This window comes from Dyadobacter sp. CY312 (assembly GCF_021390535.1).
Classification (GTDB): Bacteria; Bacteroidota; Bacteroidia; order Cytophagales; family Spirosomataceae; genus Dyadobacter.
In genome coordinates, this window is sequence record NZ_JAJUXG010000017.1 from 207,409 (window position 1) to 231,152 (window position 23,744).

Below are 23,744 nucleotides of genomic sequence, written 5' to 3' on the forward strand. Positions count from 1 at the left end.
TATGAAAATTTTCTTAAAAACACTAGCTGTTTCGGCATTGCTGTTCGGGTCAGTTTCCTGCCACAACGACCTCGACCTTGCGCCAACTAACTCTATAACAGCGGATATTGCTTACAAATCACTTGCGGATTATAAACTGGTTCTTGCCAAGGTATATGGAAGTTATGCATTGGCAGGAAATACCGGAATAACCACCTCTGATCTTGCTGGCATTGATCCGGGACAAGCCGATTTTCTCCGGCTTTTCTGGAACGCGCAGGAACTTTCTACCGATGAAGCAGCCTGCGTATGGAATGATCCGGGTATCCCGGATTTTCACAATCTGAACTGGACAGCCGGAAACGTTTTGCTGAGCGCGTTGTATAACCGCAGTCTGTTTCATGTAACGGTTTGTAATGAGTTCATACGTGAATCTTCAGACGAAAAGCTGAGTGCGCGGGGAATTACCGGGGCTGATGCAGAGGAGATTCGCCTGTACCGGTCTGAGGCAAGGTTTCTAAGGGCATTTCAATATTGGGTGCTGATCGATTTGTTTGGAAACCCTCCGTTTGTTACCGAAAATGATCCGATTGGGAAATACATTCCGCCGCAGATCAAACGTGCCGATCTTTTTGCATACATCGAATCGGAACTTAAAGCAGTGGAAACGTCCCTGGCTGATCCTAAAAAGAATGAATACGGCCGTGTGGACAAAGCTGCATCCTGGGCTCTTTTGGCAAGATTGTATCTCAATGCAGAGGTATATTTGGGTAAAGGTCAGGGCAAATATTCGGAGGCAATTACATATTCTGATAAGGTGATCAAGTCGGGATATTCGCTTATGCCGGAATACAAGCATCTTTTCCTTGCGGATAACGACGTGAATAATCCCGAAGTGCTCTTATCAATCAACTACGATGGGGTAAGAACACAGAACAATGGTGGTACAACTTTCATTATTAATGCAGCAATTAATGCAGCCATGAACCCGTCGTCATTTGGTGTTCCAAACGGTGGATGGGGCGGTAACCGTACGACGAAAAATCTGCCATTACTATTTGGCGATTACAGCGGCGCCAAAGACAAACGTGCCATGTTTTTTGGTACTAAAATAGAAATGGAAGATCCGGCAGTATTCACTGATGGTCTTGCTATTACCAAGTTTCGGAATGTAAGCAGAACTGGTATTACAGCGCCTTCTGCTGGTGGATCGTTTTCTTCCGTAGATTTTCCGTTGTTCAGGCTCGCTGAGATGTATCTCACCTATGCCGAAGCAGTAAAACGTGGTGGTACGGGAGGGAGTGAAGCAACTGCTGTCAGCTACATCAACAAACTGCGTGAGCGTGCTTATGGAAATACAACGGGCAATGTTACGGCGGTAAGTCTGAATGATATTCTGGATGAAAGAGGCCGTGAGTTTTATTGGGAAGCGCATCGACGCACCGACCTTGTTCGCTATGGATTGCTTACTTCCGGAAGTTACCTGTGGCCATGGAAAGGTGGAGTGAAAGAAGGAAGAGGTGTGGCGGAAAGCTTCAACCTGTTCCCGATACCAGCAACTGATCTGATCGCTAACCCTAATCTTGTACAGAACTAATGATAAAAGATATAAAAATTTCTTTGCTAGGACTGGCTGCCCTCATGGCTCTCGCATCCTGCGAAAAAGATGAAGTGCAAACCATTGCATCTATCAGCAATGCGCCGGTAATAACGGTAAGCAAACAGACACTGGTACTTACCAACCAGGATGCAGAAAAGGAAGCTGTACAATTCTCCTGGACTCCGGTGGACTATGGTTACCAGAGCGTGGTCAACTACACCATTCAGTTGGATAAAAAAGGCAATAACTTCGCAAAGCCGGCGGAAATTGCGGGTGGAAGTTTGTTGAAAAAATCTCTGACAACAGCGGAAATCAATAGTCTGTTGATCAATAAACTAAAACTGAATGCAGGGCAATTGGCCGAAATTGAAGCGCGTGTGGTGTCGTCGCTGGGTGCTTTGGCGCCAGGTGTGAACGCCACCTCAGCCGTAACGGGTTTGTCGGTAACACCTTATTTTGTTGTGATCGTTTATCCATCCATTTACGTACCGGGCAGTCATCAGGGTTGGGCTCCTGATAAAGCGCCAAAGCTGGTTTCGATTAAGGATGATAAATTATACGAAGGATATGTTTATTTTCCGGACGCAAGTAATGAATTCAAATTTACCAATGGACCAAACTGGGATGAGGGCGACTATGGTTCGGCTGGTCCTGGAAAACTGGGGAAAGGTGATAACCTGAAACAAGTTGGAGCCGGGTATTATTTAGTTAAAGCCAACTTAAATACATTAACCTGGTCGTCGTTGAAAACGATTTGGGGGGTGATAGGTTCGGCAACCAAAGGTGGTTGGGATGCAGATCAGGATTTAATGTTCGATCCGAAAGACGGCCTTTGGAAAGCAGAACTTGTATTGAAAGAAGGAGAAATTAAGTTCAGAGCCAATGACGACTGGGCACTTGCTTATGGTGATGGAAATGCAGATGGCGTACCAGATATGCTGGATAATAACAACATTAAAGTTGAAGCGGCGGGTACATACATTTTGAGCCTGAACCTGAGCAATGCTGGTAATTTCACTTATACGCTTACCAAAAAATAATTATAATTAACCTAGAATAAGCCGTCGGTATGACAATTCAACAGATTAGAAAAACCGGCCTGCTACTGTTGTGGTTCCTCATTGGGGGAGCCACAACTCAGGCTCAGGTGACAAAACCTCCGGGAGTTTGTTACGAAATATTTGTCCGGTCTTTTGCAGATTCCAACGGTGACGGTATTGGCGATATCAACGGCATCACATCCAAGCTCGACTATTTAAAGGATCTGGGAATAGATGCGATCTGGCTCACGCCAATTGGTAAATCTCCCACGTACCACAAATACGATGTGGTCGATTACAAACAGATTGATCCGGAATATGGTACGTTGGCAGACATGAAAAATCTGATTGCTGAGGCTCATAAAAGAAACATCAGAATTGTGAAAGATCTGGTTGTGAATCACACCAGCAATCAGCATCCCTGGTTTTTGGAAGCTCAAAAAGGCAAGGACAATCCTTATCGTGATTATTACGTATGGCTTTCACAAAAGGCAATTGACTCACTAGGGATTGCTACGCGTGAAAAATCCGGTGATTCCTGGGAAGTGAATCCGTGGCATGCCGTAAAAGATGGGGGAGCGGAGAAATATTATGGGTTGTTTTGGAGCGGGATGCCCGATCTTAATTTTGATAATCCTAAGGTGCGGGAAGAAATATATTCCGTTGCCAAATTCTGGCTGCAGGAAGTGGGTATTGATGGTTTCAGGTTAGATGCTGCCAAACACATTTATCCGGATTGGGAAGCTGAAAAAAGTCAGGCGTTTTGGGTTGAGTTCCGTGAAAAAGTGACAAGCTACAAGCCTGATGTGTATCTGGTGGGGGAGATTTGGACTACGCCTGATAAAGTGGCTCCTTACTTCAAAGGTTTACCTGCCAATTTCAATATTGATGCATCTCTTGCTATTCAGAAAATACTGGGAAAAGGAGAGCAGTCTGATCTGATTATTCAGCTACTGAATACTTATGCTGAATACAAAAAAGTGAATCCTGATTTTGTGGATGCGACTATTACCGGAAATCATGATCAGCTCAGGATCGGGACAGCTGTGAATGGGAATATTGACAAAATGAAAATGGCGGCAGCTTTGCTACTAACACTTCCCGGCGAACCTTATCTGTATTATGGTGAAGAAATTGGCATGTTGGGAAACAAACCAGATGAAAATATTCGCGAACCTTTTTTGTGGAAGGCAAAGAATGAGGATAAGAATCGTACATCATGGATGAAACCTGAGTATTCAACAGATGAGAAAGTTCGGAATTTGGAATTGCAAAAAGCCGATCCGAATTCAATTTACAATTATTACAAAAAGCTGTTGAAGTTTCGAAGAAGCCAGCCAGCCATGTATCAGGTGACTCCTGCCAATCTTGCTGAAAGTGGAATTAAAGAAGTTTATATTCTTTCATTTATTCGTCCTGCTGCTGGCAGTGATTTACTGGTGATTCACAATACCAGTGATCAGGTGAAAACAGTGAAACTTCCTGAGAAATACAAGTCGGGCAAGGCAGTTTTTCAGTCTTCCGGTCTGGTTGCCGTTAAAGCGGGGAGTGTGAAAATTCCCGCTTATGGATCGGTTGTTTTGAAATAAATATTGTTCTAAAATCAAAAAAGCAGATCGCACCTTATCGGTATGATCTGCTTTTTTTGTTGAATTCGTTTTTATCAACCCCCGGATTTTACATTCTTCTGATCGTCGTTACTAATTTTACGACTGTTAGAACTCTTGATCAATCCGCCAAATTCCCAGTTGAGTGAGAGCCTTACTGATCGCATCAAACGTCTGTTGCGGAAAGTAGAGTCAAAATCAGTTGATCTTACAATTTCGTTTCTCGACAAATAACTGCCGAATGGACTTACGGTTGTGAGGCTTATAGTTAGTTTTTTAGACGGTATTTCCTTTTTTGCTGAGAAACTGTAATAGAACCACGAAGATTCATAGCCTTGCAAGGTGATGCTTTTTGCATCGTAATCACCATACAATTGAACACTGTAATTGTTCCGTAGTTTCCAGCTGCTGTTCACATTGATTCCCCAAGCCATGCCTTCGTTGCTGATATTGAGTGCCCCACTGCGGAATTGTGCATGACGTACATTGGCATTGCTATTCACTTTCCAGTTGGGCAACATTGCGAATGAAGTTGAGAAATTCACACCGTATTGCGCATTGGAAGCCAGGTTTTGCATGGTCGAAATGACCGCACCGTTTTCAACTATTCTGGCAATGTTTTCAATGGAGTTGTTCGTTTTTCTGCCAAATAAGGAAAAATTCAGAAACAGGTCTTTATCCGTTTGCAAAGCATATGTAAACTCTGCCTGGTTTACTTCTTCTGGCCTCAGGTCAGGATTTCCAACTGAGATATTATTGGGGTCCTGGCTGTTGGTATTCGGGTTCAAGTCCCACAATGAAGGCCGGGAAATGCGTTTTGTGTAACTTAATGTGAGGTTGTTATTCGCATTGAGCTTTTTGAATAAAGTAGCACTCGGAACAAAATTCCAGAAATCATTCTTGAAGGTAGTGCCCGCAATACGCTGTTTCCCTTCCAGAAAAGTCCCTTCTACACGTGCTCCTGCATGCACAGCCCAGCCACTGTTCCATTTCAATTTGATCTGGGTATATGCAGCCAGTACATCCTGGCTGAAATCGAAAATGTCTGAGCGGGCAGGAACAGGAACTACAACATCGGGCTGGTTGCTGCTACTTTCCCTTACATCGTAACTGGTACCGCCACTTCTCAGGATAGCTTTTAAACCACTTTCAAGTGCATGTCTGCCTGACTCCGCCAGGGGTAATATGTAGTCGGCCTGAAAAGTCCATTCATTATTTTCTGTACGATTGTCATTCAATTCCCTGTAAACCGGAATCTGCTCGCGGTTGGTTTGAAGCGAATTATAATTAAAATCGTCGGTGGAACGGTTGTGCTGCGCCATCAGGTAAAGCTCTTCTCCCGGTTTTTTGAATTTTCTGGTATAGCCAAGATTCAGATCAAATCCTTTACTCGGGGCGGTGGTTGTTGCACTTTGGCGGTATTCGTCCAGTAATGCACCGGAAGGTGAGTAAAGCCGGTTGAGCTGCTCGCTGTTTTCTGGCCACCTGCCAAGCCATCCATTCACGGAGAAGTTGAAAAGATTAAGTGAATCAGGAGTGAATTCAATCTGAACGTCTCCTGAGCTATGCGGATTGGTATTGTCGCTGGTAGTTTCCTGCAAAAGCCGCCCTGTCGGCATCCCATTTCCGAAAGATGTCCTTTCCAGGCTTGTCAGTTCTTTGTCCCTGAATCGGTGAATGTGCAACGTGGAATTGATATTCCATTTGTCACGATTTATCGAAAGTCGTGGATTTATGGCTTGTTCAAGATTTCCTCCCACAAGTTCCAGTGTGCCGCTTACGCTTTTCTGTCCTTTTTTTGTAATGATGTTAATAACCCCTGCCGCGCCTTCTGCATCGTAGCGTGCTGACGGACTGGTGATTACTTCCACTGATTTGATAGAGCCAGCCGGCATCATGTTCAGGGCGTCGCCCGGGCTCCTTGCCATTTGTCCCGAATATTTTCCGTTAATGAGAATACGCAGGTTAGAGTTTCCACGCATGGTTACGTTTCCCGCTGCGTCTACATTCAGAATCGGTGCCTTCCGTAATACATCGGCAGCAGTCCCTCCGTTGTTGCTAATGTCTTTTTCTGCATTATAAATGAGCATGCCGGGTTGTTGTTCCACCAGTTGGCGGCTGCCCGTGATGGTTACTGTTTTTAATTCATTTACATCCGGATTTAGGAATATTTTACCAAAATCAAAAATAGCTTTTTCCTGACTCACATTGAACGGCAGGTTCTTTTGTCCGTAACCTACGAACGATAAATTCAGGAAATAGGAACCTTCCGAAATATCCGCTGACTTGAACAGTCCGTTTTCATCGGAATAGGTGAGGGCTACTACTTTTTTCTCATTATCAAGAATACTGATGGTTGCAAACTCGATATTCTTTCTGGTAGCAGAATCGGCGATTATACCTTTTACCAGGAAGGGATTGACCTGCTGTGCTCTTAATTTTGAGAAAGTACAAAGGCATAAAAATGCTGTGCAGAAAAATAAAATTCTGTAATAATAACGCATGGCTAATAGTTAGATGCTGGGTTTGGATGTACCCGACTTGTTATGAGCAGGCAATTACGGAAAAATAATTGCTTGTTGAGATTTTAGGTAGGGTTGACAACCAGATTTTTCGAAGCCAGTACTTTCCCTTTTTTCGATTTATCTTTTTTTCGTTTATTCCACCAAACATAAAAACCAGTAATAGGTAATGTGCCGCAAATAAGACTTGCCAGAAAATAAAGTATCTTGGTTGTAGTCCCGTAAATGAGGCCTGTATGAATGCCATAATTGGCTCGCATGATCCAGTCTGCTGCTTTTTCTTCGTTTAAAGCTGTCTGTGTGCCCTTTGTGGGAAGCATCGTTTGCAGGTCAAAATAGATGTAACGCCACGATCCATAGATCATATCGGTACAGGTGTAAAGGGCTTCGCTGGCATCCGGATATCCGATAATGATCGCCTCTTTGTTATAAATGGCATATTCTTTGCGCACTTTATTCCAAATCTCATCCGTTTTTGAAAGTAACAGTGCTTCTTCCATAGTGATTACGGGCTTTTCCTCTTTCGGTTCGTTTCTGCGTTCTTTCCGGACTTTGTCACCCCCGCTTAGCCAGTAAACGGTTTTCCTGGCCCAGGGAAAACTCATTACCAATCCGGATATGGCCATGATCAAGGCAAGCAGCATAGCATAAAAACCCAGGACGTTATGCAGATCGTAATTAATCCGTTTAAGACTCGCTTTCCACTTAATTTTAAAGCTTTTATTTACATTGCTTTTGCTCCATTTTTTAGGATACCAAAGCACCAGTCCGCTGAGTAGCAGGAGGAAAAAGATGAACGTTCCCCAGCCAACAATCGGATCGCCATATTCCTTAGGCAACCACAAGTGGCGGTGCCCTTCATCAATCTCATGGAAAAAATCTTCATGATCAACAAAAGCAAGCATTTCGGCGGTATAGGGATTCACATACAGGATCGAGTCCGATTCAAGATTAACCTTGATGGATCTGTCAAGGCCGTGATACCATATACTTTGAATTTCCTTGCCCGGAACATAGGCTTTGATCGCTTTAAATATTTCTGACGGAGGGAGTTGTTCTTCGGCCGTGCGGGCCTCGACAGTTCTCCATGGGTAAAAAATATTTGAAAGTTCTTCCTGAAAAACCAGAAGACAACCCGTAATGCTCAGTATGACCACTACAATTCCGGAAAAAAGTCCTAGCCACAAATGCAGCCATGCGTTGATTTTGCTAAACATAATTTCTTAACGTAAGAGTCAGAACACCGCCCGAATAAATCCGGGCGATGCTGGATTTAGATTGGTTTTAGTTCAGTTTGAAAAGGGTAGGCGTGTTGTTACTTCCACCTTCTACTTTCAAGCCTTTTTTAAACGTGTCTTTTTCACCATCATATTCCCACACATAAATGGCATCGGCATTAGGGTCATTAACAGCTATGTAAGCTTTTCCTTCGTGGATTACAGCAGAGCGGGAGTTAAGTACGGGCGGCAGATCCAGTTTTCTAACCACTTTTTGAGTGCTTACATCCACCACAAGATATTCCCACATGGCAGCGTACCACCAGTCGTTCCATTCTTTTACGTTTGTTTCGGCATCATGCGCACTGATCAGCAGCGCCTTGTTGTTGCCCAGGTAACCTACGCCCAATTGTTTGTCGCCGTTGCGGATGCCCGAAATGTTAAAGAAATAGTCAGGATCGATTTCGTTGCTTCCCTCTTTCACACGGTAAAATCCGGTTGGCATTTCAGGTTTGTTGGCACCAAGTGCGATCGGATGGGTTAAAACGTAAGTATTTCCACCCTCAGTAAACTGGCTGAAATAGCCGTTGCGAAGTGCGCCAATTGGGGCAGAACGACCGTCCTTACTCGTTACTTTAAAGTTGGTAAGGCTAGGGAAATCCATCACTGCCATATAGGATGAATCGTAATGTACCTTGGTTGCTTCGTTGTAAAGACCGTAACCAACAAGCAGTTTGTTGCCTTTTGGAATTGCCGAGAAAATTCTTCTGCTATGGTTTGCAGGAATACCGGTTGTTTCAAATTCACCACTTTTAACGATGGTCATGGTGCTTGTGTTTACAATCGCATACAAGTTGGAGCTTCTTGGCCCGAACATCACCTGGTTGTCATCCAACCACACGTGCCATCCCAGGTAAGGGCTTGGAAATGCTGTAAATACGATCTCCGAAACAGTTTTTAGCGCGTCGTTTTCAAAACGGTATTTGCCGAATTTTCCGCCATTGGGATCCAGGTGGTAAAAATCACGGCCTTTTTGAATGATGTTTTCTTCCCAGGTAAAAATATTAGTCACATCTGTTCCTTTTCCAACCGGAGAAATAGTGCCCTCTGTTAGAGAGGCGGCATTTAGCAAATAGTTATTTCCGTTATCGGCAGTGAATATGATTGCGTATTCGCCAGGTACTTCCGGTGCCGGCGTTGAGGAACCTTCGTCATCCTTGCAGGAAAGAAGTAGTAAAACTGAGCATACGCTCAGTATTGAAAACCATTGTTTAAGTGAATTGTACATATTATTGGAATTGATTAATAATTAAACAGATTGTAAGAAGACAGGACGTAACGCAGTTTTAGAAAAAAGGAACGACCAGGTTTTTGAAGTTTAAAATTGTCGTAGGCAATTTGATCGGTGAGGTTTCTGCTTTCGATGGTGATGTTGTAACGGCCCGATTTCATCGAATAGGTGAGTGCTACGTTTTGTATCAACTGCTGCGGTATGTAATCCTTGGTGGATTTGTTGCCCAATTTCGACCAGCTCAGCGAATAGCTATTGATAAATTGGGTATACCAGTTCAATTGAAGACGGGTGCCTTTGCCAAGCAAATCGCTTTTTCCTATATTGAAATCGGTACTTCCGTACAGCCAGGGTTGATTCGGGATCCGGCTGAGGTAAGTGATTTTTTCACGGTTGGTGCCTTGTACATAGCGTTCGCGGTCCACGGCATTCTGGTAACTCAAATTCACCGAGAAGCTCAGTAAACGATAGTATTCATAGCGGATATCCGCTTCAAAACCATTGATTTTTATACCACCGGCATTGTAAAAGATGGAGAAATCTCCGCCCGTTGACGAGTTAACCGCAGGCATTGAGTAGATGTAATTTTTGGCATTGCGATAAAAACCGGATGCTTCTGCCGAAATGGAGTGGTTGTTGAAACGCGCGGTATAAAAAACACCCAGATTGTAGTTGTTGCTGTTTTCTGGTTTTAGGTTTGGATTTCCTAGTACCTCTTCTGCATTTCCATACAACTCAATGAGACCTGGCAAACGGAGCGCATATTCGTACGAAGCTTTCACACCAATGTTCTCGGTGAATTTATAACGTGAAGCGCCTCCATAACCCCAGAAGCTGGAATTTTGGCGAGAAGTACTGCTGTCGGCTGCCAATACTTTGCCGGAGAAACCAAAATGTTTAACAAAAAAGCTGTTGGTTAATCTTGCATCCCAGAACTCCTGCTGATAAGTGAAGCCAAGGATTTTTTTATTAAGCCGGTTTGACCGGTCGTAAGAATGATTGTATGGATCAATCTCATTGTAGCTTTCTCTAAACGAACTATTGAAATTGTAGTTGACGTTGAGCATGTGATTTTTTGCCAGTTGGTAATTCAGGTTCAACTGAGCGAGCGCGTTTCCTCCTGTAAGATGTGTAATGGATTTGTTGACACTTAGCTCACCGCTGGTTTGGTTCACGCGGTCGGGGATGCCGTTCCATTGGTACCAGGTTCGGGAGCTGGTATCGGTGATCACCGACTTGTCGTTGGAGAAATTGGCAAATGCTCTTAAAGCAAGTCCTTTGATGATCAGGTCATCTTTCCGGTAGCGAAGGGAAGGGACCGTATTGTGACTTTTATTGGTCATTTCTCCTATCACCTTATCCTGCGTAGCACCCGTTTGTCTTTCTTTAAAGGTGTTGGTGTGAGTAAGTCCGAGGACAAAAACATCTGCCCATTTTTTGTTTGAAATACCAACTTCAACCTGTCCCATGTAGGATTCAAATCCATCGTGAAAACGTCTCAGTCTATCTTTCACAACAAATTTTCCGTCTTCAATCACCTGTAGTTTTACATTCGCTTCCGGGTTGTTACGCATGTAATAATTGTTGTCCGAGAAGTTGTAGTATGAGCTCACATTCACGGTAATTCCTGATTTTGGTGCAGTGTAAGTTCCAGCCAATGCAGCTCTGTGCGTGTTGAAAGAACCAATGGAGTAACTGGCGTCAAGTTTGTTGCCTCCACCTTTGCCTTTGGTTACAATGTTGACTGCACCACCCAAAGCATCGGAGCCAAGGTATGCCGGAACCACTCCTTTGTAAACTTCAATTCTTTCAGCCAGGTTGACCGGAATGTTGTTGAGCGAAAGTCCTCCGCCGAAAGATTCCATAGGAATGCCGTCAATAAAAAATTTGATGTGATTTCCTGAGAGACCATTTAGTGAAAATCGGAAGTCGGAGCCAAGTCCACCGCTTTCCTGGATTCGTACACCACTCATCCGGTTCAGGATCTGATTGATGTCGGAGGATGTGTTGGCAAATGCTCTTGTGTCAATAGCGCTTACATTGTATGCGCCTTCTTTTAATTTCCTGGACTCTGTTTTTCCTACAACCTGTACTTCATTCAGGTTTTGAGAGTTTTCTTCCAGTGTTATGTTCAGCTCAACGCTTTTTGAATTTTTGATTGTTGCTGAAAGCTGCTGGTTTTTAAATCCCACGGCACTAAATACGACCTCGTGCGTGCCATCCTTAATACCTTTCAGAATGAATTTTCCCTCAACGTCTGAGTGCTCGCCATGTGCAGATTTTTTGATTTGGACGGACACCCCCGGAATTCCTTCACCGTTTGTTCCCTTCACGGTTCCGTAAATAGTCGATTGGGACATTGCCTGCAGGACGGAAAGCAGAACCAGTATTGTAGTGAAAATGTATGGGGTAACCTTCTTGTAAAATATTGAATCCATCGAGTTTTATATTGCTTACTCAATGGTAGTAGCGCATTAAGGTTGGCGCCCGAAGGTTGGAAGTAGAAAAAAGTTAAAAAAGTAACCGATGTGATTGTTAAGGCCTAATGAGAGAGAAAGTTATCGCACAAAAATTAACGTGATAGATTTTGGAAAATTCAAAATTGGCCTTTTTATTAATCTGATGACTGATTTCGGACGGACCCCAGCCCCAGTTTAAGCGGATTTTCGGATCTGAGCCTCATAAAGATCAGCTGATTGATTTTTTGAACCAGTTGTTTTTAGGTGAAAGACATATCGTCGACCTGATGTATAGTAAGAACGAACATCCGGGGCAGGCGGGAGGAGAAGCTTGGAATTGCCAGAGCAATGAAAAAAAGAGGAATGAAGCAACGGATTATAGCGGAATTTTTGAATCTAAGTCCGGAGGAGTAAAAAGGTGTAAGATCAATTCAATCGCTCCAATCGGAGAATGTAGTCGACCTTGTCGTCAAATTTTAGACCCTTCTTTAAATCACCGGATTCTGAGTTATACATCCAGACATAACTGCCTTCGGTGTCCGAATTCACACCAATGTAAACCATGCCATTCTCCACCATTACGCATTGTTTGGCAGTTCCTTTGTCCAGAGGCAACGGTAATCGGGAAGTGGTTTTTGATTGAAGGTCAATTACATAATAGTCGAAGTGCGGCACTTTCCAATGATCTTTCATTCCTGAGAAAATGCCTTTTCGTTCAGTTCGGATAATGGCTTTTCCTTTACCAATATACCACAAGCCGTAACCGTGGTTTTGAATAGGAGAAGCCGAAATATTGAAAAAATACTCCTGATCCAGCGTCGTTTGAGACTGCTGAATACGATAGATACCTGTAGGTTTATTTGGGTTATTTCCTCCGGCGATTCCTGGTGCCGAAATGAAATAAAAATCACCTTTTTCGTCAGTAAACGAATGTGCTTGTCTGGTGTTTTCATCACCAGGGTAAGTGGAACGCGTGTCTTTAAGTTTCTGCAAAGACTTCATTTGCGGGTAGCCAAGCACGTTCACGTAAACCGTATCACCAGTAGTGTAATTGTATGCACCATTGATTGTGTGATACGAATAACCCACGATAAGTTTTCCATCCGAAAACTTAGAAAAACCAATGGAAATAGAATTGTAGATACCCGATGGCGCGTCAATATCCACAATATCCTGGACCGCCGTCATATTCCTTACATTGACCCTGGCGGACCTGATCTTTTTTGTACCCTCATCGTAACCGATAAGCAACAGCGAATCAGTACTGATCCAGTTGTAATTCTGACAGGTGGTGAATCCATCAACTTGCAGGGACTGCTCCTCGGTCAATACATCGTTTTTTACAGTCGATCTGCTGAATTTACCAGTCCGCATATCCAGCCGGTAGTAATAGCCATCACGGACAATCAGGTCATGAAATATCCTTGGCGGGACCACTTTTGCTCCTGTTTTTTCTGGCGAAATGATCCCGGAATTTAATGAGTCAATCTGCAACAGATATTCGTTTCCATCCTTTAACATGGCATAAATACTGTACTTTTTTTTAACGGAGCTCTCAGTTGCATGATCAGTGCAGCCGGTAAAAGCCAATGAAGCTACGGTAAGAAGTGTCAAATACAGATGTCTCAGGTGTGCGGTCATTAAAACGGTAAATGCGGTCAGATGTTGAACTGGCTCATGAGTTGCCTTTGAACCAATGGCGGAAGGCCCATCAGCGAACCTTCTTCAAGAATAATCATTTCACTGTCATTCTCGTGGCTGCTGTAATTAAGCGCAATGTAGTTTAAACCTTTTCTCAAAGTCATTGTTTCTTTCTGTTCATTCGGATTTGAGCATGTTCCCTGAATAGTAAATTCAATATCTTCTTTAGGGTTGATCATCACCGCGCCACAAAAATCAATACTGCCTGTGTTGTTATTTATTTCAATATTACTTTTAGGTCCAAGTGAAATTGTATACCTGCTCTCGTTGACGTCCTTGTTAATGGTTTCCGATGCATTTTTCAGCACAATCACTTCGTTATTAAAAGCCGGATATTTGATGTTAAACAGCGTAGTTCCGAGAACGAGCACAGCAGCAGCAGCAACGGCTGGTCGCCAAAAGTGAGGGGAGTTAAAAAAGGTATAATTGCTGCGGCTTACAGGTGTAGCAGGGTTAATTTCATTCCAGATCTCATCCTGAATTTTCCCTTTAATTTCTCCGTCGGGTAGCATAAATTGTTCTTCGGCCTCGTCGCTAAAAAGCCAGTCTTCAACAGCTTTTATTTCGTCAGGCGTGCAATTTCCTGCATGATATTTTTCTATAAGTTCCCTGGTGATGTGCATTGAGCGTTGATGATCAACTATTATAAACCACTTTTAAGTAAAAGTAGCATAAAAATCATTTTCCCGAAGGTTGGGGAAATAAAACTATGGAAGGTATTCGGTAAGATTGGCCTTTAAAGTTGTGAGGGCACGTGAAATATGATATTCGACGGCTCTTTCAGAGATTAATAAAGAGGAGGCAATTTCTTTGTTTGTCAGACCCTGTTCCCTGCTCATTTTGTACACGTTACGGCACTGGCAGGGAAGTGTGTCAACCAGTCCGTCCACTTTATTTTTCAGACTGTTATACATGATCTCGTTTTCAGTACAATGCGTGTGGTTGCAATAGCCCGAAAGCGCGTTTTCGGTATGCTCCTTCTGGCTTTTATTATTTCGCAGATATTCGAAAACCTTGAATTTGGCGGACCTAAGAAGATAACGTTCCACAGATGTAGTGATTTCCAGGTCATCCTTCCGCTCCCAAAGAGATTTGAATATCTCCTGAACCATTCCTTTCGCAACTTCGGTTTCTTTCAAATTATTATAACAGACAGCAAATACTTTATCCCAATGCAGCAGATATATCTGTCTGAAGGTTTGTTCGTCAATGCGAAAGGGATTTGTATGGCTAATCTGGTCGGTCATTTGCAGCCTGTCGGTTAAACAGTGCACAAATATAAGGCCTTGTTTAAATTAAGTCCAAATAAGATGCAGTACTTATTCTTATTTTATTCTAACAACCTGATTTTGGTAACATGGATACTTCACACTTTTGTGTGGGTTATTCCGAATTATAATTTACGAAAGCCAGATATACAGATAAAAAATTGCTTGTTTACTCAGATTCGCAGTAATAAACTTTGACGCTGACCACATCCGCTATATCTTGCAACTTCATTCCAAAACACGTTTAAATGGTACAAATTGAATACAAGCTCACTGAGAAGGAGCTTTATAAGGGACTGGTAGAAAATTCCAATTCCAGATTTATTACAAAATTGTTCAGAGGTTTTGGAAGTGTAGTGCTTGTGGTGATGGTCTATATGACAGCTGTAAACATCACAAGCGGAATTAATAATTTTAGCCTGGCATTCTTGTTCCCGTTGGTTATGGGTGTCTATATGGTTTTTCTGCCTGAAATTACTGCCAAAATTCAAGTCCCTAATCTGATTAAATCGAAAAATCCTTTTACAGAATTGATCAAAGTACGAATGGACGGAAACGGTTTCAGGATGAAAGGGGAGACGTTTTCAAATCATTTGCCGTGGGAGCAGTTTCATTCAATCGTTGAAACTAAGGATTTCTTTCTGGTCAAAGCTGCGGAAGCAACTGCGAATGTATTGCCCAAGCGGGTATTTACTGCGGAGGACATGATCGAGTTCAAAAGTATGGCTGCCTCGCTGACAGGTCCTAAGGTGATTTTGAAGTAGTTGGATAAAATAATAAGGTGGCTCAAAACATGATTGAGCCACCTTATTTACGTCAAAGAATTTCAATTCAGATTTTACACACCCAGGCTCCATCCCTCGCGGTAGGTGCGTTTTACGTATTGGTTTACATCGTCGAAGTTGGTCACCTTCATGTTTTTGTAATCCCAAAGCATTTTCATGTTACTTCCCGGGTAATCAAATCCTTTACCATTGGCACGTGGTTTAGGCATATCCGCACCTCTGATCGCCAGGTTTGCCATCAAGATTGCTTCTGTCAACGGACCAGCCAGCTCAAACGGAGAGCTTAGCTCAGCTTTTCCGAATCCTGCAATCGCTCCTTCGACCCACTGCGCATAGTGACCATCGGCACTGCCTGGTACACGCGCAAATTTCTGTTTCACTTTCACTTCTTCCATGCGTGATAGAGGAAGTAAACGAGGATTTGCAGCATACTCACTCGCCATCATTTTGCCTTTTGTTCCGATGAATAGAATTCCACTATTGCCATCTCCGAAGAGTTCGTTTGCTCCCAGTTCCTCAGGGCGTTCAGGTTTGATACCGCCATCCATCCAATGCATGGTTACAGGGCCTTTCGTTTTTGGTGTTTTTGGGAAAGTAAGTGTTGCATGGCTCGACGGCGGACAGCTGTCGGGGAATATCCCTCTTTTACCAAAATCTGTAAATACGCTGCTCACACTGGCCTGCATATCTACCGCATATTTAAGACCAAGAACTCGGAAAGGTGCTTCCATCAGGTGACATCCAAGGTCTCCCAGTGCTCCTGTACCATAATCCCACCAGCCTCTCCAACTTCCTGGAATGAGTTTGTCTACATAGTCTTTGTATGGAGCGGTACCAAGCCATAAGTTCCAGTCGAGTTCTTTGGGAACCGGTGGTTTTTCTGTTGACCAGGGAATCCCCTGTGGCCAGATAGGGCGGTTTGTCCATATCTGAACGGTATGCACATCTCCGATAATTCCGGCATCATACCATTCGTGAAGTTGCCGAACTCCATCTCCTGATGATCCCTGGTTTCCCATTTGCGTTACCACTTTGTACTTGGCAGCTGCTTCTGTCAGCATTCTCGCTTCGTATATGTCGTGGGTCATAGGCTTTTGCACGTACACATGTTTGCCGAGTTGCATAGCGCCCATTGCTACAACCGCATGCGTGTGGTCGGGAGTAGAAACGGAAACTGCATCGAAATTTTTGGATTCCTTTTCGAACATTTCACGCCAGTCCTTGTAATATTTGGCCTTGGGAAAATTAGCAACCGTGGTTGCAGCCCGCCGGTCGTCCACATCGCAGAGGTAGGCAATTTCTGCTTTTCCGCTTTTATAAAAACTCGCAAGATCGGACTGTCCCTTTCCGCCAACTCCAACACCCGCAACGAGCAGTTTGTCGCTGGGGGCCAAAAAGCCTTTGCCTAAAACATGGCGGGGCACAATCATAAATCCTGCTGCGGCAGTTGCCGAAGCCTTGATAAATCCTCTTCTCGAAGATGCGGTTTGGTTGCTAGTTGAATTTTCTTCTTTCATACTCGGTTTGAGCTGGTTTATAAGGTTAGGAAACAATAAGCCCTCGTTTTAAAACTCCGATGCGCTTATGCATTGTTAAGGAGTTTGTTATCCTTATTTACTCTGAAAACTCAAACAAGGACTACTGTTTATCAAAAGATCACCAACCAGTACTTTTGGTTTACCAGCCAATCCCATAATCTTCGCCATGGTTGCTGGATCCTCCCCACATACTTCCGTGAATCCAGTCAAAATAAATTGCGTTGATAGGTCCGCTGGTACGTGGCTGGTAACTATTTATATACCCCATTCTTGAAAGCTCCTTTCTTGTCCAGTCGGGCATGGACTCATTGAGGATCAATCCGCCGGGCGCTTTTTCGTGTGCACCAAAACTGGCATACATCTGCAAGGTTTTAAAACTGGGTGCTTCTGTCGCTTCCTGCACGGTCATTCCAAATTCAACTACGTTCAGGAAAAATTGCAGAAGTAGCTGGTCCTGCTCATCACCTGCCTGCTTGGCAAATGAAAGGAACGGTTTGCCGTCTTTCAATGCCATACTTGGCGTAAGTGTAACACGGGGGCGTTTGCCTGGTTCTACCACATTAAATGGATTTTCGCGGGCATCGAGCACAAATGACTGCATGCGTTGGCTCAGCCCGACACCTGTGTTTCCTGCAATGCAAGCCGGTACCCAGCCACCACTTGGCGTGATAGAAACCACCCATCCTTCTTCGTCTGCCGCTTCAACCGAAGTGGTTCCGGCGGTGAATTCCTCCATGAATTTCTCATTCACATCAGTCGCATTACGTGTTGCCGATGCCTGGAAATTTCCCCACGATTTGATCTGCTGGGTATATGGATTTGTTTTTCCTTCAAATGGGTAGGGATCTCCCGGCAGCACTTTCGGGTCATTCTTCTCCCAGTCAATGAGTTTGATTCTTTCCTTCGCATATTCTTTTGACAAAAGTCCTTTCATTGGTTCTTCAGGAGCAAAAGCAGGATCTCCATAATAAAAGTCGCGGTCAGCAAAGGCCAGATTCATGGTTTGGTATAGCGTATGGACATACCGGGCCGAATTGTATCCCATGCTTTTCAGGTCAAAGTTTTCGAGCATATTCAGTGCCTGAAGCATCACCGGTCCCTGTGTCCAGGGTTGCATTTTGTATACATCGATACCTTTGTAAGTAGTCATAAGCGGCTCTTCGATCTTCACTTTCCAGTTCGCCATATCCTGTTCTGTGATCAGCCCACCTTGTTCCTGCGTGCTTCTTGCTATTTCTTTTGCAATATCTCCTTTGTAAAAACGGTCATAAGCAGCGTAAATGGCCTCTTTTCTGTTCTTTCCTTTTTTCAGTGCTGCTGCCTCCGTGTCCACGAGCTTTTGTAACGTAGCCAATAAATCCTTTTGCACGAATATTTCTCCGGCATCCGGCGCCTCCCGTTTTTCTCCGGGGTGTGTCAGGAACACCTTTTTCGAATAAGGCCACTGTTTTATTTTATCCTTTCCTTTTTCAATGGAATTAGCCGTTTGAGCTTCGATTGGATAACCTTCTGCAAGCTGCATCGCTGGTGCGAGCACTTCTTTCAGGCTCATGGTTCCGTATTCTGCAAGCATGGTCATTAATCCGCCTGCCGTACCCGGTGTAGTTGCTGCCAATGGACCATATTCCGGCGGATATTTCATTCCCTTATTTTTAAAAAAGTCGGCCGTTGCACCTGTCGGCGCTACACCCATGGCATTAATGGCAATTACTTTTTTCGTTTTGGGATTGTAGATCAAAGCCTGCGTTTCGCCTCCCCAGCTCAGTACATCCCACATGGTGCAGGTGGAAGCAAGCATGGCACAAGAAGCATCAATGGCATTACCGCCTTTACTGAAAATCATCGCCCCTGAAGTTGCAGCTAACGGTTTACCTGTAATTGCCATCCAGTGTTTGGCATGAAGTGGCGGTTTTTGGGTTGTTACAGGGAAATTGTTGAAAGACTGGGCAATGGAAAAATGTTGGAAGCCGTATGCCGCCAGCATCCATAACAATAGCTTTTTCTTCATTCTGGTAGTTGTTTGGTAATATTTTGCGAAAATATTTAAATGCGAAATGATATTCCGTATCTGTGATTTTTGTGTGTATAAATATAGTTAAAAACTGGTAACCGTTTATCCATACGTCTTGTATAGAGGCACCTGTTTCAATTCGCTCAATCAATTTTTACGGTGGCTTTTTTCAATAAAGAGTACTTCGCCAAACACTGGGCTACTCTATTTTTAAAAGCTAATTATATATTTATTTGGACTTATTACAAATAGATATATCTTTGCGCTCTCTTACATTTATCCCCGATGACTCAAATTTCATACGTTGTGTCACTGTAAGAATTCGGTGATCCCGGATAACGAAACTAACGATTTGACAAGTTTTTTCGAACCATTTGTGCTATTAGAAACATCCTGAAAGGAATAACATGAAGTAACATTTATTATACGAATAAGTGGAATGTGGATTGCCGGGCAATACCATTTTCCAAAAAAAGAACCGCACGGCGCCAACCGTACGGTTCGTCCGCGCCAGAGGCGTGGAACTTTTAAAGTCGTCAAAAATTAAAAGTAATGCAAGTTAGAAAAATCTTCATTACAGGCATATTTTGTGCCTGTTCATTGCTATCGTTCGCCCAAAAAACTACTGTTCGCGGTACGGTCAGATCTTCCGAGGGTGAAATGCTACCTGGTGCTACCGTATCGCTGAAAGATAATACCCTCGGTACATTTACGGATGCCAAAGGGAGTTTCCGGCTCGAAAACCTTCAAGGTGGAAAACATTCCATCGTTGCGTCTTTTCTGGGTTACGAAACGCAGGTTCGCGAAATTATACTTAAAGATGGCGATGACCGGCGTATTGATTTTACGCTGGCTGCCGGTGCGAGAGAACTGGAAGAGGCATCGGTTATTGGTCTTACGGAGGCCAGGGAAGCCAGCAAACTTGCCTTCAATATCACTGCGATTGATGCAAAGCAACTCCACAATACCACGCTGGATTTATCGAATGTGCTTGACCGGGTTTCAGGTGTGCGCGTGCGGGAAACGGGTGGGGTAGGTTCCAGTTTCAATTTTTCTCTGAATGGATTTACCGGAAAACAGGTGAAGTTCTTTATGGACGGAATACCTATGGACAACTTCGGTTCATCCTTTCAGCTCAACAACATTCCTGTAAATCTTGCTGACCGCATTGAAGTGTACAAAGGCGTTGTTCCCATATGGCTTGGTGCCGATGCACTCGGTGGCGCGGTTAACATTGTTACAAATCCGAACCGTCGTAATTACCTGGATGCGTCTTATTCTTATGGATCGTTTAATACGCACCGCACAGCGATTAACACCGGTATCACGACAGAAAAAGGTTTCACTTTTCAGCTCAATGCTTTTCAAAATTACTCCGATAATAATTATTGGGTGAATGTGGATGTAGTACCAGACTTGAACACCGGGCTCTATGTTCCCATGCGCGTACGTCGTTTCAACGACACTTATCGTAACGAGACTGTGATTGCCAACATTGGCGTGGTCAACAAGAAGTTCGCAGACAGGCTGATCGTCGGCGTGACACTGGGACAGAACAAGGCGGATATTCAGACAGGTAACAGGATGTACGATGTGTATGGTGAGCGCCGGCGAAAAGGAAACATCCTGATGCCATCGGTGAAGTATTCCAAAAGTGATTTGTTTGTTAAAGGTTTGAATCTGAGTGTTAACGGAAATTTCAATTTTGGACAGGAGCAAGCTATTGATACTGCCAATAAGCAATACAATTGGCTGGGCGGATTTATTTACAAAGGAAATCCAGGTACACCCGGTGGGGAATCAGCCAGAACACTCTATAAATTCAGAAACAACAATGGCTTGTTCAATGCAAATCTGAGCTATCAGATCAGCGCGAAACATTCGATTGTGATCAACAATACATTCAATACTTTTGACCGGCAAGGTGAAGATGAGCTAAAACCCCATGACAAGGGAAATAAGATGCCTCAGAAAACCACCAAAAATGTGATCGGTGTTGGCTATCGATTTGATCTCGGCAGTAAATGGAACACGTCTCTGTTCTTCAAAGAATACATCCAGAACAGTAGTTCGTACAACATTCTCAACGACGAATATTATACTCAGAAAAACAAGTTTACACAGGAAGGATATGGTGTAGCTTCAACGTATTTCCTGCTTCCAAATTTGCAGATCAAGGCTTCTTTTGAGAAGAGCTATCGTTTGCCCGAAAACGATGAAATGTTTGGTGACGTAATTAATCTTGCTTCCAACTTTTCACTTCGTCCCGAAAGCAGCAATAACTTTAACCTCGGGGTTAATTATACTACATCTTTAAACAAAGTACACCACTTCTATTTGGATGGAAATGTGATTTACCGCTCTGCAACGGACTTTATCCGTCCTAGTGTTTACACTTCTTTCAACCGGGCAATTCAGCAGATGGTGAATTTACGCGATGTGACCAACAATGGCGCTGATGCTGAAATAAGGTATTCATTTAAAAGATTGTTCACGGCGGGAATCAATGTTACTTACCAGAATATTCGTAACAATACGAAATACGAAGGACAGACTTCCGACGTAAGTCCGGTATACAAAGACCGCATTCCTAACATGCCGTACCTGTTTGGAAATGGTAATGCTTCGCTGTTTTTTCAGAATGTGGGCAAACAGGGAAATTCACTTACTGTCGGCTACAACATGCTTTATGTGCATGAATATTACCTGCGCTGGCCAAGCCAGGGTGCTGCGAGCAGTAAACTGACCATTCCGCAACAGATCGCCCATGACGCCAATGTAACTTATTCCATTGCTAATGGGAAATACAACATTGCTGTGGAATGCCGAAACATCGCCGACGCACTCCTATACGACAATTTCAGCCTGCAAAAGCCGAGCCGTTCATTCAATGTGAAGCTTCGATACTTCATAGTAAAGTAGGATAGACGCAGCTGTCAGCCATCAGCACTTGGCTGCGCCATGGTCTGATTAGATCAGGATTATTCAAATTTTTTCGCTATTACTTACAATCAACTATTTATTATTAATTTTTTAAAAATGAAAACAAACAGGTTTATACTGGGCATGTTCACACTGGGAATGCTGAGTTTCGCGTCGTGTAGTTCCGACAAGGAGGACACAGACGGCAATGTTGAACCTATTGGCAAATCCAAATATGTATTCGTAGCCTATTCTGTCGGATCCACGGGTTCTGAATCAGCGCCGTATATCATCACAGCTGATTCCCTGACAGGAGGTAAAGTGAATCTGGTAAATGGAGTTGAGACTGATGCTTATTCTTTCGTTCCTCAAAACAACAAACTTTTTGCAGCCGTATGGGGAGATCAGGGGCCCGTAACGCCATACGGACTCGATAGCAAGGGCAACGTGGTGAAGATCGGGAATACGGTTAACGCTCCCACGGCAGCTGTTTACAATGCCATCGGAACGGATGCATGGGTAGGTGGAAGCTGGTCTGGTACACCTGAAAGTCCCAGTGCAACCATATTCAGATTTGATGCCAACAACCTTGTACTATCGGGACGTAACTCAATTGATATGACGAAGATGGCGATCGGTACTGAATGGCCAACCTGGTATGGCGTTTTTGAAGCAGGAAACAATACGCTTTTCCTTCCTTACGATCTGGGCCCTACTGAAACCGGAGTTACAGAAACGAAGTTTCGTGACAGTACATGGGTTCTTGCGGTAACTTATCCCGGTCTAGAATTCAAAAAAATCATTCGTGACGGTCGTACAGGTCCTATTGGAAGCTGGTTCGGGATGCATGGTATGAAGCAAATAGAGGATGGTGATGTGTATGCATATTCAACAGCTTTGAAATCCAAAAATCCCTCCGCAATGATCCGGATCAAAAAAGATGCAGATGTTTTCGATCAAAGCTATTTTTTCAATCTGGAAGCAAAATCAGGCGGACTTAAAGTTTCCCGCGGTGATTACATCAGCAACGGTAAATTCCTGATGTCATTTTTTATAAATACAAAAGAAGTTGAGGAGTGGACCGGTCGTACCAAGCTGGCGATCGTGGATGTGAAAGCAAAGACCATTACCTGGGTTACTGGAGTACCTGAGCATGCTCAAATGGGCTACAAGCAAAAAACCTTTGTTGAAAGCGACGGAAATACCATCCGATATGTATTGAAAGACGATGCCGGAAAACACTTTGTATACAACATCAACGCCAGTACCGCGACGGGGAGCAAAGGTCTGGAATTCGAAAACATCAGTGATGTAACAACGATTTCAAAGATTAGCTATTAGGTTATTATCCAAAATTTGTGAAGCTCCGACGGATTATGAAATACCTTATGAAAACATACTTTTTGTTGATTCTTTTTCTGGCAACAATCACTTCTTGTAAAGACGATGGTAAAGTGCCGGATGAAAGGGCATTTTTACATGGCAAATGGGAGGTCAGCTTTAAAATGGTGTCAACCGGTTTTCAGGATCTTCGGGTCGAATTCCATGAAGACGGAAAAGCGACATGGAATTCGTTCTTCTTTGATGGAACTAAGCCTCAAAGTCATTGGGTGTATGAAATAGATGGTCAAAAGCTCAGTCTGTACAATCCGGACATGAATTTCGTGATTCTTGAAAAATCATCGGATCAACTTCTGGCAAGAGAGATTGACACTGGTATTATTTACACATTTAAGAAGGTAAACTAATGAAGTCCGGCAGAGGGAAATATTTTTTTTCTGCCGGACATTCGGGTTCGGGAAAG

16 protein-coding genes and 1 pseudogene are annotated in these 23,744 nt (G+C 43.5%); 8 read left to right on the forward strand and 9 right to left on the reverse strand.

The window, feature by feature from the left end; translation table 11 throughout:
* Position 1: 1 nt before the first annotated feature.
* The 3 genes from LZG71_RS23100 to LZG71_RS23110 are packed head-to-tail and all read left to right on the forward strand — an operon-like array spanning position 2 to position 4,208.
* Positions 2-1,576, forward strand: a complete 1,575-nt coding sequence (locus tag LZG71_RS23100) for a RagB/SusD family nutrient uptake outer membrane protein (RefSeq protein ID WP_233824404.1) — start codon at positions 2-4, stop codon at positions 1,574-1,576.
* On the forward strand, positions 1,576-2,619 hold the full coding sequence (locus LZG71_RS23105; RefSeq protein ID WP_233824406.1) for a SusE domain-containing protein: 1,044 nt from the start codon (positions 1,576-1,578) through the stop codon (positions 2,617-2,619). Before LZG71_RS23100 ends, LZG71_RS23105 begins: the two co-directional genes overlap by 1 nt.
* Before the next feature lie 29 nt (positions 2,620-2,648).
* Complete coding sequence (locus tag LZG71_RS23110; protein ID WP_233824408.1) at positions 2,649-4,208, forward strand: alpha-amylase family glycosyl hydrolase; 1,560 nt, start codon at positions 2,649-2,651, stop codon at positions 4,206-4,208.
* A 74-nt stretch (positions 4,209-4,282) separates the two neighbouring features.
* On the opposite strand, the gene LZG71_RS23115 is transcribed toward LZG71_RS23110, so the two are convergent.
* From LZG71_RS23115 to LZG71_RS23130, 4 genes are all read right to left on the reverse strand, one after another.
* Positions 4,283-6,730 carry an outer membrane beta-barrel family protein gene (locus tag LZG71_RS23115; protein WP_233824410.1) on the reverse strand — a complete coding sequence of 816 codons (2,448 nt, stop codon included), beginning with the start codon at positions 6,728-6,730 and terminating at the stop codon, positions 4,283-4,285.
* A gap of 83 nt (positions 6,731-6,813) precedes the next feature.
* A complete protein-coding gene (locus tag LZG71_RS23120; protein ID WP_233824412.1) occupies positions 6,814-7,965 on the reverse strand; it encodes a PepSY domain-containing protein in 1,152 nt (383 codons plus the stop codon).
* Between the two features lie 67 nt (positions 7,966-8,032).
* A complete protein-coding gene (locus tag LZG71_RS23125) occupies positions 8,033-9,253 on the reverse strand; it encodes a DUF4374 domain-containing protein (RefSeq protein ID WP_233824414.1) in 1,221 nt (406 codons plus the stop codon).
* 14 nt (positions 9,254-9,267) lie between these two features.
* Positions 9,268-11,694 (reverse strand): TonB-dependent receptor, encoded by a 2,427-nt coding sequence (locus LZG71_RS23130; RefSeq protein ID WP_233824416.1) that lies wholly within the window; start codon positions 11,692-11,694, stop codon positions 9,268-9,270.
* A 224-nt stretch (positions 11,695-11,918) separates the two neighbouring features.
* Between LZG71_RS23130 and LZG71_RS30725 the strand changes: the two are divergent.
* Positions 11,919-12,023: pseudogene (locus LZG71_RS30725) on the forward strand (hypothetical protein); the annotation flags it as partial.
* Between the two features lie 118 nt (positions 12,024-12,141).
* Here the strand turns inward: LZG71_RS30725 and LZG71_RS23140 are convergent.
* The 3 genes from LZG71_RS23140 to LZG71_RS23150 all read right to left on the reverse strand — a co-directional run bounded on the left by LZG71_RS23140 (position 12,142) and on the right by LZG71_RS23150 (position 14,663).
* On the reverse strand, positions 12,142-13,356 hold the full coding sequence (locus LZG71_RS23140) for a DUF4374 domain-containing protein (protein WP_233824418.1): 1,215 nt from the start codon (positions 13,354-13,356) through the stop codon (positions 12,142-12,144).
* 17 nt (positions 13,357-13,373) lie between these two features.
* Entirely contained in the window at positions 13,374-14,039 is a 666-nt protein-coding gene (locus LZG71_RS23145; RefSeq protein ID WP_233824420.1) for a hypothetical protein, read from the reverse strand.
* 84 nt (positions 14,040-14,123) lie between these two features.
* The gene (locus LZG71_RS23150; RefSeq protein ID WP_233824422.1) at positions 14,124-14,663 is read right to left on the reverse strand and encodes an RNA polymerase sigma-70 factor; all 540 of its coding nucleotides are present in this window, start codon (positions 14,661-14,663) and stop codon (positions 14,124-14,126) included.
* Positions 14,664-14,932: 269 nt separating this feature from the next.
* On the opposite strand from LZG71_RS23150, the gene LZG71_RS23155 reads away from it, so the two are divergent.
* A complete protein-coding gene (locus LZG71_RS23155) occupies positions 14,933-15,448 on the forward strand; it encodes a YcxB family protein (RefSeq protein WP_233824424.1) in 516 nt (171 codons plus the stop codon).
* 74 nt (positions 15,449-15,522) lie between these two features.
* On the opposite strand, the gene LZG71_RS23160 is transcribed toward LZG71_RS23155, so the two are convergent.
* Together LZG71_RS23160 and LZG71_RS23165 are read right to left on the reverse strand one after the other, a co-directional pair.
* Complete coding sequence (locus LZG71_RS23160) at positions 15,523-16,986, reverse strand: Gfo/Idh/MocA family protein (protein WP_233824426.1); 1,464 nt, start codon at positions 16,984-16,986, stop codon at positions 15,523-15,525.
* 160 nt (positions 16,987-17,146) lie between these two features.
* Positions 17,147-19,015, reverse strand: a complete 1,869-nt coding sequence (locus LZG71_RS23165; RefSeq protein WP_233824428.1) for a gamma-glutamyltransferase family protein — start codon at positions 19,013-19,015, stop codon at positions 17,147-17,149.
* Between the two features lie 555 nt (positions 19,016-19,570).
* Between LZG71_RS23165 and LZG71_RS23170 the strand changes: the two genes are divergently transcribed.
* From LZG71_RS23170 to LZG71_RS23180, 3 genes are all read left to right on the forward strand, one after another.
* Positions 19,571-21,940 carry a TonB-dependent receptor gene (locus LZG71_RS23170; protein ID WP_233824430.1) on the forward strand — a complete coding sequence of 790 codons (2,370 nt, stop codon included), beginning with the start codon at positions 19,571-19,573 and terminating at the stop codon, positions 21,938-21,940.
* Between the two features lie 117 nt (positions 21,941-22,057).
* On the forward strand, positions 22,058-23,281 hold the full coding sequence (locus LZG71_RS23175) for a DUF4374 domain-containing protein (RefSeq protein WP_233824432.1): 1,224 nt from the start codon (positions 22,058-22,060) through the stop codon (positions 23,279-23,281).
* Positions 23,282-23,328: 47 nt separating this feature from the next.
* Positions 23,329-23,688, forward strand: coding sequence for a hypothetical protein (locus tag LZG71_RS23180; RefSeq protein ID WP_233824434.1), 360 nt, complete (start codon positions 23,329-23,331; stop codon positions 23,686-23,688).
* Positions 23,689-23,744: the final 56 nt, after the last annotated feature.

Bases quoted from the DNA above. Each gene is read 5' to 3' on its own strand.
- LZG71_RS23100 (WP_233824404.1), top strand. From the start codon at position 2: ATGAAAATTTTCTTAAAAACACTAGCTGTTTCGGCATTGCTGTTCGGG.
- LZG71_RS23105 (WP_233824406.1), top strand. From the start codon at position 1,576: ATGATAAAAGATATAAAAATTTCTTTGCTAGGACTGGCTGCCCTCATG.
- LZG71_RS23110 (WP_233824408.1), top strand. From the start codon at position 2,649: ATGACAATTCAACAGATTAGAAAAACCGGCCTGCTACTGTTGTGGTTC.
- LZG71_RS23115 (WP_233824410.1), bottom strand. From the start codon at position 6,730: ATGCGTTATTATTACAGAATTTTATTTTTCTGCACAGCATTTTTATGC.
- LZG71_RS23120 (WP_233824412.1), bottom strand. From the start codon at position 7,965: ATGTTTAGCAAAATCAACGCATGGCTGCATTTGTGGCTAGGACTTTTT.
- LZG71_RS23125 (WP_233824414.1), bottom strand. From the start codon at position 9,253: ATGTACAATTCACTTAAACAATGGTTTTCAATACTGAGCGTATGCTCA.
- LZG71_RS23130 (WP_233824416.1), bottom strand. From the start codon at position 11,694: ATGGATTCAATATTTTACAAGAAGGTTACCCCATACATTTTCACTACA.
- LZG71_RS23140 (WP_233824418.1), bottom strand. From the start codon at position 13,356: ATGACCGCACACCTGAGACATCTGTATTTGACACTTCTTACCGTAGCT.
- LZG71_RS23145 (WP_233824420.1), bottom strand. From the start codon at position 14,039: ATGCACATCACCAGGGAACTTATAGAAAAATATCATGCAGGAAATTGC.
- LZG71_RS23150 (WP_233824422.1), bottom strand. From the start codon at position 14,663: ATGACCGACCAGATTAGCCATACAAATCCCTTTCGCATTGACGAACAA.
- LZG71_RS23155 (WP_233824424.1), top strand. From the start codon at position 14,933: ATGGTACAAATTGAATACAAGCTCACTGAGAAGGAGCTTTATAAGGGA.
- LZG71_RS23160 (WP_233824426.1), bottom strand. From the start codon at position 16,986: ATGAAAGAAGAAAATTCAACTAGCAACCAAACCGCATCTTCGAGAAGA.
- LZG71_RS23165 (WP_233824428.1), bottom strand. From the start codon at position 19,015: ATGAAGAAAAAGCTATTGTTATGGATGCTGGCGGCATACGGCTTCCAA.
- LZG71_RS23170 (WP_233824430.1), top strand. From the start codon at position 19,571: ATGCAAGTTAGAAAAATCTTCATTACAGGCATATTTTGTGCCTGTTCA.
- LZG71_RS23175 (WP_233824432.1), top strand. From the start codon at position 22,058: ATGAAAACAAACAGGTTTATACTGGGCATGTTCACACTGGGAATGCTG.
- LZG71_RS23180 (WP_233824434.1), top strand. From the start codon at position 23,329: ATGAAAACATACTTTTTGTTGATTCTTTTTCTGGCAACAATCACTTCT.